The organism is Streptosporangium sp. NPDC003464 (genome assembly GCF_053588315.1).
Genome location: NZ_JBSFPS010000091.1, coordinates 21,394 through 33,255, shown reverse-complemented (window position 1 = coordinate 33,255; position 11,862 = coordinate 21,394). Strand labels below are relative to the sequence as shown.

The window sequence follows — 11,862 nt, the reverse complement described above, 5'->3', positions numbered from 1 at the left end:
CCGTCTACACCAGCAAGGACGGCCGCGACTGGAGCAAGAGCACCGACCTCGGCCAGGTGCCCGGTGTCGTACGCGATCGTCTCCGCCCTGATCCGCAACCAGGAGGAGTACGTGGAGACGGTGACGAGCGACGTGTGGCGGCTGGAGCAGCGGGTCACGGGCGGACAGGTCGGCGATCCCGAGGAGTTCCTCAACGAGCTGTTCCGGGCCCGGCACGGCCTGCTCGCCGTACGCACCATGGGCGCGCTGGGCGGCGCGATCTACGGGAGGATGACCAACCTCACCCGTGTCTCCCCCGAGGGGCGGCGGCTGGTGGTCGACGTCGCCGACCAGTTCGACCGGATCCGCACCCTGGCCGACGGCGAGAGGGAGTATCTCCAAGGGGTGATCGAGTTCTACCAGACCACCCTCACCATCAAGGCCGCGCTGGTCGGCCAGGCGCAGAACGCGGAGGTCAAGCGCCTGACCGAGGCCAGCTACACCCAGAACGAAGAGATCAAGAAGATCTCCGCCTGGGCGGCGATCTTCTTCGCCCCCACTCTCGTCGGCACCGTGTACGGCATGAACTTCGTCCACATGCCGGAGCTGCACTGGATCGCCGGCTACCCGTTGGCACTGGTCCTGATGGTGCTGGGATCCGCCGTGCTCTACGTGATGTTCAGGCGGCGGGGGTGGCTGTGACCGCTGCGGACCGGTGACGCGCCGCGCTCGGAGGTCTCCCACCCGCCGGCCGCGTCACCGGCCTGGCCCGGCCTGGCAGCCCGCCTAGCTCGTCACCGCGAGGGCGAGCGGCAGCACCGCGGGGGCCCCGGCGTGACGGATCATGGCGGCGCCGAGCGTCATGCTCCAGCCGGTGTCGACGCGGTCGTCGACCAGCAGGACCGGGCCGCCCGCCCCGGCGACGGCGGCGCCGAGCGCCGAGGGCATGGCGAGCGTGCCGCGGACGGCCTGGACCCGCTGCGCGCTGTTGAACTGGCGGCCGGGCGGGCCCGAGCGGTATCCGAGGTCGCCCAGATAGGACAGGCGGCCGACCTGGGCCAGCCGCTCGGCCAGGCTGCGGACCAGCTTGGGACGGGCCGCGGAGGGCATCGCGACCACCGCGACCGGACGCTGGGCCCACTCCCACGACGACAGCACCTTGACCATCGCGGCGAAGACGTCGTCGGGGACCGGGCCGTCGGGGGCACCGTCGGCGAGGAGGCCGCGCAGGCGGTTGCCCCAGCCGATGTCGGTCAGCCGCCCCAGGGCGCGGCCGGGCTCGGCGCCCAGCTCGGGCTTGATCCGGCCCTTGAGGTCGGTCAGCCCGGTCGGCCACTGCCTGCGCGCCTCGATCTCCACCCCGGGCCGCCGCAGGCTCTCGGCGGCGTGCTCCACCGCCCGCGCCTCGACCTCGGGCGAGCGGTGCGCGCCCGTGCAGTTGTCGCAGCGCCCGCACGGGGTGGCGGTGTCGTCGTCCAGGCGCCGGCGCAGGAACATCTCCCGGCACTCGGCGGTGTCGAGATAGTCGAGCATGGCCCGCTGCTCGGCCTCGCGCTCGGCGGCGACCCGGGCGTAGCGGTCGGCGTCGTAGCCCCAGGTCTCGCCGGTGGCCTCCCAGCCGCCCTTGACCCGGCGCACCGCGCCGTCCACGTCGAGCACCTTGAGCATGGTCTCCAGCCGGGTGCGGCTGAGGTCCACCCTGTTCTCCAGCGCGGCCGTGGACAGCACGCCCCCCTCTCCGAGGGCGGCGAGCACGGTCCGCACGACCGGCTCGGGCGGGAAGGCCAGCGAGGCGAAGTAGGCCCAGATCTCCCGGTCTTCGGCGCCGGGCAGCAGGATCACCTCGGCCCGCTCGACCCCGCGCCCCGCCCGGCCGACCTGCTGGTAGTAGGCCACGGGCGACGGCGGCGCGCCGACGTGGACGACGAAGCCGAGATCGGGCTTGTCGTATCCCATGCCCAGCGCGGAGGTGGCGACCAGCGCCTTGATCTTGTTGTCGAGCAGGGCCTGCTCGGCGGCGAGCCGCTCGGCCTGCTCGGTCTGCCCGGAGTAGGCCGCCACCTCGTGCCCCTGCTCGCGCAGATAGGCGGCGATCTCCTGGGCGGCGGCGACGGTGAGGGTGTAGACGATCCCGGAGCCGGGCAGCTCGTGCAGGGTCCGGGCGAGCCAGGCCAGGCGCTGCTCGGCGCCGCGCAGCCGGACGACCCCCAGGTGGAGGCTCTCGCGCTCCAGCGCCCCGCGCAGGACGAGCGTCTCCTCGCCCATCTGCTCGGCGACGTCGCGGGTGACCCGGGCGTTGGCCGTGGCGGTGGTGGCCAGGATCGGCACGCCCTCGGGCAGCTCCTCGAACATGGTGCGCAGCCGCCGGTAGTCGGGGCGGAAGTCGTGGCCCCAGTCGGAGATGCAGTGCGCCTCGTCGACCACGACCAGGCCCGCGCTCTCGGCCAGCTCGGGCAGGACCTGGTCACGGAAGTCGGGGTTGTTGAGCCGCTCGGGGCTGACCAGCAGCACGTCGACCATGCCCTCGGCGACCTGGCCGTAGACCTGCTCCCACTCCTCGGGGTTGGCCGAGTTGATCGTGACCGCGTTGATCCCGGCCCGCTCGGCGGCGGCGATCTGGTTGCGCATCAGCGCCAGCAGCGGTGACACGATGACGGTCGGCCCCTCGCCCAGCTCGCGCAGGAGCGCGGTGGCGATGAAGTAGACCGCCGACTTGCCCCAGCCGGTCCGCTGCACCACGAGCACCCTGCGGCGGTCCATGACCAGCGCCTTGATGGCCGCCCACTGGTCCTCGCGCAGCCGGGCGTGCTCGCCCGCCAGCGCCCGCAGCCGCCCCTCGGCCTCTTCGCGCAGCATCTGCTCTTCGCTCACCGGTCATTGGTACCAGGTCCCGGTGACTGTTTCACTCCGGTACGGCCCGCGGGTTCACTCCGGTACGGCCCGCGGGCCGTACCGGATCACGCGCCGGCGCCCGCCCATCGGCCGGCCCCGCGCCCCCGCCGGTGGGCCGGTCAGCGGTCCAGGTGCTCCGGGAAGGCGTTGATGGTCACCCGGTGCATACGGCGGCGCTCGGTGTAGTCGGCCACCGCGTAGTGCTGGGTGCTGCGGTTGTCCCAGAAGGCCAGGGTGCCCGGCCGCCAGTTGAGCCGGACCTGGTACTCGGGCGAGCGGATGTGGTCGATCAGATACGGCAGCAGCGCCTCGTTCTCCCGGTCGGAGAGCTGTACCAGCCGGGTGGTGGAGGAGCGGTTGACGAACAGCGCCTTGCGCCCGGTCTCGGCGTGGACCCGGACCACGGGACGCTCGATCGGCGGCCATTTCGCCTGAATCTCGGCGAGGTCGAAGTCGTGGCCCTTGGAGATGGCCTTCTTCATCGAGGCCGTGATGTCGTGGATCGCGGTGAGCTCGTCACAGAGCCGCTGGATGGGCGGCGAGAGCGTCTCGTAGGCCAGATAGGTGTTGGCGAACAGGGTGTCGCCGCCGACGCTGGGGAGCTGCACGCAGCGCAGCAGCGAGCCCATCGGCGGGACGGGCTCGAAGGTGTTGTCGCTGTGCCACTCGTCGCCGCCCTCCCCCTTGGGGTCGGTCTGGTCGAGGATGTGGATCGGGGTGCCGCTGTCCTTCTTGAAGGCCGGGTGGTTGATGGAGCCGAAGTTCTCGGCGAAGCGGATGTGCTCCTCGTCGTTGATGTGCTGGTCGCGGAAGAAGAGGACCTTGTGCTCCAGCCAGCCCCGGCGGATCTCCTGGACCTCGCCCTCCGACAGTGGCTTGCGCAGGTCGACACCGCTCACCTCGGCGCCGATGTGCCTGGTGACGGGCCTGAACTCGATCATCTTGTGGACGCCCCTCCGGTTGTGGCCGCATGCCGATCACAGGGGCCGCAGCCCCTCGCTCCGAGCGTCGCCCGACCGCGCCTATCAAGCAACCGCTTGGTCAAGCATATGCCCCGCCCGGGCCGGGGAGAAGGCGCCGGGGATCACTCCCGCCCGGACCGGACGGACCGGGCGGGGGCAGGCGGACGGGCCCGGCGGGAGCGGCCGGACGGACCGGACGTGAACGGGCGGCCGTTCCCGGCGGGAGCGGGCGGACCGGCCACGCTCGCCACCGTGGTTTGATGCATCTCATATGGACGTCACAACGTGGTACCTCGAACAGACCTCGCGTTCCGACCTGCTCCCCGCGAAGCCGCCGGCGATCGAGGTCGACATCGTACGCGCCGAGGTCGTCTCCCCCGAGTTCAGCCGCTTCCTGAACACGGCCGTGGGCGGCGACTGGCACTGGGCCGAGCGGCTGCCGTGGACCTGGCGGCAGTGGGCCGACTGGCTGGAGCGCGGCGTGGAGACCTGGGTGGCCTATCACCGCGGCACCCCGGCGGGCTACGTCGAGCTCGTGCCCGGCGACGACGCCTCGGTCGAGATCACCTGCTTCGGCCTCCTGCCCTGGGCGATCGGCAAGGGCATCGGGGGCCACCTGCTGGAGACCGGCGCGGCCCGCGCCTGGGACCTGGCCGAGCGGCAGCCGGAGCGGGAGCCCACCCGGCGGGTCTGGCTGCACACCTGCTCCCTCGACAGCCCGGTCGCGCTCGCCAACTACCGGGCACGGGGGTTCCGGGTCTTCGACACCAAGCTGAACGCCCCCGGAGACGAGTATGAGGGGCCCGCGCCCGGCCCGTGGCCGGGGGCCGGGCCTCGCACGCCCGACGCCTGAACGATCCCGACAGACGGTCCGGAAGTGTCGGACGGCGTGAGTATCGTAACGAATCGTGGCACAGCATCCGGTCACGCCGATCGGGGTTGAGCCCGCGGATCAGCCCCGTCATCATCGAGGAGGCGCCTTCGACGACTCCGTTCCCCGTGCGTGAGCGCACAGGACGCGTCGTCGTACGCTACCGCATCGCCATCGGCACGGGATATACCGATACCCCGCACACCGACCCGACGCTCCTCCAGCGAGCCGAGGACCACCGTCACACCACGAAGACAGCGAAGACAGAAGGAGGATGCGCTTCCCTCTCGGTCTGAAGGCCGAGGTGCCCGCGCAGGAAATCAGATGGCCCGACGGACGACCACACCCCCGACTGACGAGGACTTCGAGGAGCGGATCGTCGACATCGACGTCTCCGCCGAGATGCGCACCAGCTTCCTCGAATACGCATACTCGGTCATCTACCAGCGCGCGCTGCCCGATGCCAGGGACGGCCTCAAGCCGGTCCAGCGCCGCATCCTCTATTCCATGAGCGAGATGGGCCTGCGGCCCGACCGGGGACACGTCAAGTCATCGCGGGTCGTCGGCGACGTGATGGGCAAGCTGCATCCGCACGGTGACACCGCCATCTACGACGCGCTGGTCCGCATGGCCCAGCCGTTCTCGATGCGGCTGCCGCTGATCGACGGCCACGGCAACTTCGGCTCCCCCGACGACCTGCCCGCCGCCATGCGTTACACCGAGGCCCGGCTGGCCGCCGCGGCCATGGCCATGGTGCAGTCGATCGACGAGGACACCGTCGACTTCAAGCCCAACTACGACGGCCAGGAGACCGAGCCCACGGTCATGCCGTCGGCCTTCCCGAACCTGCTGGTCAACGGGGCCACCGGCATCGCGGTCGGCATGGCGACCAACATGGCGCCGCACAACCTCGTCGAGGTCGTCGCCGCGGCCCGCCACCTGATCAAGAAGCCGGACGCCACGCTCGACGACCTGATGCGGTTCGTCCCGGGCCCCGACCTGCCCACCGGCGGCACGATCATCGGCCTCGACGGCATCCGCGACGCCTACGCCAAGGGCCGCGGCACCTTCCGGATGCGCGCCAAGTGCTCCGTGGAGCAGGTCAGCCCCCGCCGCAAGGGCATCATCGTCACCGAGCTGCCCTTCAACGTGGGCCCCGAGCGGGTGGTCACCAAGATCAGGGAGCTGGTCACGGCCAAGAAGCTCCAGGGCATCTCCGACCTGAAGGACCTCAGCGACCGGCACAAGGGTCTCAACCTGGTCATCGAGATCAAGAACGGCTTCATCCCCGAGGCCGTGCTGGAGGAGCTCTACCGGCTGACGCCGATGGAGGAGACCTTCGGCATCAACAACGTGGCGCTGGTCGACGGCCAGCCGCGCACGCTCGGCCTGCGCGAGCTGCTCCAGGTCTACGTGGACCACCGCCTCGACGTGGTCCGCCGCCGTTCGGCCTACCGCCGCCGCAGGCGCGAGGAGCGCCTGCACCTCGTCGAGGGCCTCATCATCGCCCTGCTCGACATCGACGAGGTCATCCAGGTCATCCGCTCCTCGGACGACTCGGCCCAGGCCCGCGAGCGGCTGATGGAGGTCTTCGAGCTGTCGGAGATCCAGGCCGGCTACATCCTCGACACCCCGCTGCGCCGCCTGACCCGCTTCGACAAGCTGGAGCTCGACAGGGAGAAGGAGACGCTGGAGAGCGAGATCGCCGAGCTGACCGCGATCCTGTCCTCCGAGGACAAGCTCCGCAAGGTCGTCTCCGACGAGCTCGCCCAGGTCGCCAAGACCTTCGGCACGCCCCGCCGCACGGTGCTGCTGGAGTCCTCCGGCATCACCAGGAACGCCTCGGCGCCCCTGGAGGTGGCCGACGACCCGTGCCTGGTGCTTTACTCCTCGACCGGCCTGCTGGCCCGTACGGCCGACGCCTCCCCGCTGGCGGGCGAGGGCGAGCGCTCGGCCCATGACGTGCTGGTCTCCGTGGTGAACAGCACGGTCAGGGGCGAGGTGGGCGTGGTCACCAACCAGGGCCGGATGATCCGGATCCAGGTGGTCGACCTGCCGACGCTGCCCCCCTCGGCCAACCCGCCGTCGCTGTCCGGCGGACACCCCGTCTCCGAATACGTCACCCTCGCCCCGGACGAGACGGTCGTGGGCATCGGCTCGCTCGACCCCGACGGCCCCGGCCTGGCCCTGGGGACCGCGCAGGGCGTGGTCAAGCGGGTCGTCCCCGACTATCCGGCCAACCGCGACGACTTCGAGGTCATCGGGCTCAAGGACGGCGACACCGTGGTCGGAGCGGTGGAGCTGACCACCGAGGAGCACGATCTGGTCTTCATCACCTCCGACGCCCAGCTGCTGCGCTACCCCGCCGCCAACGTCCGGCCGCAGGGCCGTCCGGCGGGCGGCATGGCGGGCGTCCGGCTGGACGGCGGCGCCACGGTGATCTGGTTCGGCGTGGTCGACCCGGCACGCGAGTCCCGGGTCGTGACGATCGCGGGATCCTCCACCGCGCTGCCCGGCACCCAGGTCGGCGGTGCGAAGGTCTCCGACTACGCCGAATATCCGGCCAAGGGCCGCGCCACCGGCGGCGTCCGGGTCCAGCGCTTCCTCAAGGGCGAAGACGTGCTGCTGCTCGCCTGGGCCGGTCCCGCGCCGGCCCGCGCGGTCTCCACCGTCGGCAAGCCGGTCCCGCTCCCCGAGGAGCTGGGCCGCCGTGACGGCTCCGGCGTCCGTCTCACCCACACGGTGGCGGCGGTGGGCGGCGCCCTCGGCGCGTCCGGCGAGGAGCCGGCCGCCGGAGATCCGGCTCCGTCCGGAGAGTGACCCTCCGGGCCCCGTGGGGCCTCTCAGGACCCGCGTCCGCCGGACGCGACGCCGCGCCGGCCGAGCGGGTGACCCCCCGGGGCCTCTCGGGACCCGCGCGTCCCTGAGGGGCCCCGCGGGCGCTCGGCCCCGGCCGGACCGGCCCGGCCGGCTCTGGGCCCGGCCGGCATGCGGAACGCACGGCCGGTCCGTGCGTTCCGCATCTGCCCTTTGCGCGCCGGCCGCCCGATCGTTGAGACATGGACGACACACCCGCTCTCCCTCTCCGCCCCGCCGCCGCGATCTGGCGGCGCTGGCCCACGCTGGCCGGCCTCGCCATGGGTCTTTTCATGTTCCTGACCACCGACAGCTGGCGTCCCGGCGACGACACCACCTGGCTGCTGCCGCTCCTGGCGCTCGCCTACCTGGCCTTCGGCGCCGCCCGCGGCGAGCTGCGCAGGCCCGGCGTGCTGACGCTGCAGGGCGCCGGGCTGCTGGCGTACATCCTGCTGGTGGTGATCGCGCTGGTCGCCGATCCCGACGTCGGCCGCTACGTCGTCGCGGCCGGCTGGCTGGCCCACGCCGTCTGGGACGCCGCCCACCTCAAGGCCGGCCGGGTCGTGCCCCGCTGGTACGCCGAGTGGTGCATATGGATCGACCTCCTGGTCGGCGCCTCACTCCTGTTCCTCCCGGGGACGTGACCATGCGACTCCCCGTACGAGCGGTCCTGTACGGACTGACGACCTGGGTGGTCTGGGTCTCCCTGGTGGTCGGCGCGGTCGAGGCCCTGCCGGAGGCCGCCACCGGGACGGCGCTGTTCGTGACGCTGAAGACGGGCGCCCTGGTCACGATCGTGCTCGGCCTCGCCCTGCACTACCTGCGCAGGGCCGGCGGCGCCTCGACGGCCGAGGGCCTCCTGCTGGGCCTGCTGTGGACCGCCGTCCTGATCGTGATGGACCTCTGCCACTACCTGATGGTCCCCTTCGACGTCGGCGCCTACTTCGCCACCGTCGCACCGGGCTACGTGGTCGTGCCGGTTCTCACGACGCTGGCCGTACGGAGAGGACAGGATGTCGCGGCCTAGAATCACGCTCGTGCGGGAGAGGCGGCTGCGCCGGGCCAGGATCGCCACGCTGGCCACGTTGAGCATGACCGTGCTGGCCGGCGTGGTCATGCCCGGAGCCGGGCTGCTGCGCGAGCCGAGCGCGGTCAGAGCGGCGCTCGGCGCCGCCGCCGTCCTGGCCTTCGCCGCCGCCCAGGCCGGGGTGCTGTACGCCGCGGTGACGCCCGCGCTGTCCGGGAAGACGCACCGGAGGTTGATCGTCGCGTTCGCGATCGCGACGCTCGCCTCGATCCCGCTGGCCGGGCCGGCCGGCGCCGGGCGGTGGGAGACCTGGGGATGGATCGGCGCCTCGGTGTTCGCCACGGCGCCGCTGCTGGCCGGGCGCGCCGTGGCCGTCGCCGTCATGGCGGCGGCCGTGGCCGTCTCCGCCGGGGTCGGCTGGTGGCTGGGCGGCCCGGTCCACGAGTACGTGCTGGTCACCTCGCTGAGCGGGATCGCCACCGTCCTGGTCAGCGGCCTGCACGTCTGGCTGTGGAACCTGCTGCTGGAGGCCGAGGACGGCAGGGCCGCCCAGGCCAGGCTGGCCGCCGCGGAGGAGCGGCTGAGATTCGCGCGGGACGTGCACGACCTGCTCGGCCACGATCTCTCGGTGATCGCGTTGAAGGCCGAGCTGGCCGAGCGGGCCCCCGAGCGCGCCGCGCAGGAGGTCGCGGACCTGCGACGGCTGGCCGCCGCCGCCCTCACCGACCTGCGGCAGACCGTGCACGGCTACCGCCAGGTGGACCTGCGGGCCCAGCTCACCGCGGTCGAGCGGGTGCTCAGCTCCTCCGGCGTCCGCTGCACCACCTCCCAGCCGCGCGGCGAACTGCCTCAGGAGGTGGCCGCCCAGCTCGCGCACGTCCTGCGCGAGGCGAGCACGAACGTGCTCAGGCACAGCCGGGCGGGCTGGTGCAGGATCGAGATCTCCCGCGACGACGACGAGGTGCGGATGACCGTGACGAACGACGGCGCGACCGCGGCGGGTCCCGACCGCCACAGCTCCGGGCTGCGCGGCATGGCCGAGCGGCTGACCGGAGCGGGCGGCACGCTCCGCACCAGCCTCGACGACGGCGTGTTCACGCTCGAGGTGACCCTGTGATCAGGGTCCTGCTCGCCGACGACGAGGAGCTGATCAGGTCGGCGCTGGCGGCCCTGCTCGGCCTCGAAGGCGACCTGGAGGTGGTGGCGCAGGCGGCCGACGGCCGGGCGGCGGTGGAGGCGGCGCTGGCCCACCGCCCCCACGTGGCCGTGGTCGACCTGGAGATGCCCGCGCTCGGCGGGCTGGAGGTCAGCGCCGAGCTCGCCGCCGCGCTGCCCTCCTGCGCCGTCGTCATCCTCACCGGGTACGGCCGGCCGCCCCTGCTCAAGCGGGCGCTGGAGGCCGGGGCCAAGGGATTCCTGCCCAAGGGATCGCCCGGTGGGGCGCTGGCCGACGTGATAAGACGGGTGCACGCGGGCGGCCGCTACGTCGACCCGGCGCTGGCCGCGGACGCGCTCACCGCGCCGGAGTGCCCGCTGACGCCGCGCGAGCTCGACGTGCTGAGGCTGGCGGAGTATGACACTCCGGTCGCGGTGATCGCCAGGCGCACCCACCTGTCGAACGGCACCGTGCGCAACTACATGGCCGCCATCGTCACCAAGCTCGGCGTGTCGAGCAGGGCCGAGGCGTTCGTGCTCGCCCGCGACCAGGGCTGGCTCTGACTTCGCCGGCTTCTCACGTCCGGCGGGGACCTAGTCCACGCAGAAGCAGAACGGATGCCCGGCCGGATCGAGGAAGACCCGGAACCCGTCGTTCTCGCCCGGCTGGTGCCGGTGTTTGACCGCGCCCAGCGCGAGGGCCTCGGCCTCGGCCCTGTCGAGGTCGTCCACCGTCAGGTCCAGGTGCAGCTGCTGGGGCCGGTCGGGGTTGGGCCAGTCCGGCGGCTGGTGGTCCTCGGCGAGCTGGAAGCAGAGCCGTCCTGGCTGCCCGTTGGTGACGACCACCCAGTCGTCCTCGACGGAAGTGATCTCCCAGCCCAGGAGCGCGCTGTAGAAGTCAGCAAGGCGCTTGGGGTCCGGACAGTCGAGGACGACTGACCGCATCCGCGCGATTGCCACGGTTTCCTCCTCAATGACGACACCATCATGAAGCCGATGACAGTGTCCCCCGGGATCTCGGCGGTATTCCTCCCCGGTCAGGCCAGTGAGCCCTGGAGCGCGGACCGGATCGCCAGCAGCAGCTGCCAGGGCTCACCGGACTCCCACGAACGGACGAGCCCCGTGATCCGCCCGTCCGGCTGGAAGTCGTCGAAGCCGTGCGGGCCGTAGCATCCGGCCTCCACGAGCACCGCCAGGAGCGGATCGTCGTCGTCGAGCGACTGGGTGTAGGCCGCCGCGTCGAGCAGGGCGAGCGCCGAACGGGCGTTGCGGCCCCCGTCGCGGACCTCCACCCGGTCCAGCTTCCGCCTGCCCTCGGCACGCAGATATTCGGCCAGGGATTCGATCCTGCTCATGACCCTCTCCAGGTTGCCGCACTTCACGTCACGACATCATCACTCATGGTGAGGGCCAATTGTGGGATCTTCCCGAAGTCGCGCCGGCATGACCCCCGGAAACATCCACGAAACGGGCATGCAGGATTATTGATTCGTTGATACCGCTACCGTCGAGCAAGGGATGTTCACGTGAGTGCCTTCGATGACCTGCTGGCCGCGAACGAGGAGTTCTCCGCCACATTCACCGACTCGGCGCTGACCGGTAGGGCAGCGCGCGGCCTGGCGGTGGTGACCTGCATGGACTCCCGGATCAACCCGCTGGGGGTGTTCGGCCTGAAGCCGGGCGACGCCAAGATCCTGCGCAACGCCGGAGCCCGGGTCACCGACGACGTACTGCGGACGCTCGTGCTGGCGGTCTACCTGCTGGGCGTGGAACGGGTGCTGGTCATGCCGCACACCGACTGCGGCATGGCGAAGAGCACCGACGACGACGTGCACAAGCTCGCCGCCCAGCACGGTGTCGACACCCGGAGCCTGGAGTTCCACACTGTCCCCGACCAGGACGCCGCCCTGCGCCATGACCTGACGCGCATCAGGACCAGCCCGTTCCTCCCCCGGGAGCTGGCCATCGGAGGCGCCATCTACGACGTGCGCACCGGCAAGCTCGGGCCGGTCGACCTGACGTGACGCCCCGCCCCGCCCCGGCGGAGCCCGCCACGCGCCGGGGATCCGGCGCGTGGCCACGGCGCGGGCACGGACCCACCGGCCGGTGACCGTACCCGC

At 71.9% G+C, this 11,862-nt stretch carries 12 protein-coding genes; 8 read left to right on the top strand and 4 right to left on the bottom strand.

Annotated features, from left to right (window positions below; all coding sequences use genetic code 11):
- Nucleotides 1-681: CorA family divalent cation transporter (locus ACWDS7_RS21165; RefSeq protein ID WP_451930646.1), on the top strand; the 681-nt coding region annotated here is incomplete at its 5' end.
- Between the two features lie 84 nt (nt 682-765).
- On the opposite strand, the gene ACWDS7_RS21160 is transcribed toward ACWDS7_RS21165, so the two are convergent.
- Together ACWDS7_RS21160 and ACWDS7_RS21155 are read right to left on the bottom strand one after the other, a co-directional pair.
- A complete protein-coding gene (locus tag ACWDS7_RS21160; protein WP_451930648.1) occupies nt 766-2,835 on the bottom strand; it encodes a RecQ family ATP-dependent DNA helicase in 2,070 nt (689 codons plus the stop codon).
- 155 nt (nt 2,836-2,990) lie between these two features.
- The gene (locus ACWDS7_RS21155) at nt 2,991-3,812 is read right to left on the bottom strand and encodes a TauD/TfdA dioxygenase family protein (RefSeq protein ID WP_306866897.1); all 822 of its coding nucleotides are present in this window, start codon (nt 3,810-3,812) and stop codon (nt 2,991-2,993) included.
- Nucleotides 3,813-4,104: 292 nt separating this feature from the next.
- On the opposite strand from ACWDS7_RS21155, the gene ACWDS7_RS21150 reads away from it, so the two are divergent.
- From ACWDS7_RS21150 to ACWDS7_RS21125, 6 genes are all read left to right on the top strand, one after another.
- Nucleotides 4,105-4,686, top strand: a complete 582-nt coding sequence (locus tag ACWDS7_RS21150) for a GNAT family N-acetyltransferase (RefSeq protein WP_451930645.1) — start codon at nt 4,105-4,107, stop codon at nt 4,684-4,686.
- 342 nt (nt 4,687-5,028) lie between these two features.
- The gene (locus ACWDS7_RS21145) at nt 5,029-7,524 is read left to right on the top strand and encodes a DNA gyrase/topoisomerase IV subunit A (protein ID WP_306866892.1); all 2,496 of its coding nucleotides are present in this window, start codon (nt 5,029-5,031) and stop codon (nt 7,522-7,524) included.
- A 239-nt stretch (nt 7,525-7,763) separates the two neighbouring features.
- Nucleotides 7,764-8,204: a hypothetical protein gene (locus tag ACWDS7_RS21140; protein ID WP_451930644.1), complete on the top strand. Its 441-nt coding sequence runs from the start codon at nt 7,764-7,766 to the stop codon at nt 8,202-8,204.
- 2 nt (nt 8,205-8,206) lie between these two features.
- Nucleotides 8,207-8,587 (top strand): hypothetical protein, encoded by a 381-nt coding sequence (locus ACWDS7_RS21135; protein WP_306866887.1) that lies wholly within the window; start codon nt 8,207-8,209, stop codon nt 8,585-8,587.
- A 10-nt stretch (nt 8,588-8,597) separates the two neighbouring features.
- Nucleotides 8,598-9,704 (top strand): sensor histidine kinase, encoded by a 1,107-nt coding sequence (locus tag ACWDS7_RS21130; RefSeq protein ID WP_451930643.1) that lies wholly within the window; start codon nt 8,598-8,600, stop codon nt 9,702-9,704.
- On the top strand, nt 9,701-10,306 hold the full coding sequence (locus ACWDS7_RS21125) for a response regulator transcription factor (protein WP_306866881.1): 606 nt from the start codon (nt 9,701-9,703) through the stop codon (nt 10,304-10,306). The genes ACWDS7_RS21130 and ACWDS7_RS21125 overlap by 4 nt, the downstream gene beginning before the upstream one ends.
- 30 nt (nt 10,307-10,336) lie before the next feature.
- On the opposite strand, the gene ACWDS7_RS21120 is transcribed toward ACWDS7_RS21125, so the two are convergent.
- Both ACWDS7_RS21120 and ACWDS7_RS21115 read right to left on the bottom strand, forming a co-directional pair.
- Complete coding sequence (locus ACWDS7_RS21120; protein WP_306866878.1) at nt 10,337-10,702, bottom strand: VOC family protein; 366 nt, start codon at nt 10,700-10,702, stop codon at nt 10,337-10,339.
- A 77-nt stretch (nt 10,703-10,779) separates the two neighbouring features.
- Nucleotides 10,780-11,097 (bottom strand): hypothetical protein, encoded by a 318-nt coding sequence (locus ACWDS7_RS21115; RefSeq protein WP_451930642.1) that lies wholly within the window; start codon nt 11,095-11,097, stop codon nt 10,780-10,782.
- Between the two features lie 171 nt (nt 11,098-11,268).
- Between ACWDS7_RS21115 and ACWDS7_RS21110 the strand changes: the two genes are divergently transcribed.
- The gene (locus tag ACWDS7_RS21110) at nt 11,269-11,766 is read left to right on the top strand and encodes a beta-class carbonic anhydrase (RefSeq protein ID WP_306866870.1); all 498 of its coding nucleotides are present in this window, start codon (nt 11,269-11,271) and stop codon (nt 11,764-11,766) included.
- Nucleotides 11,767-11,862 lie beyond the last annotated feature (96 nt).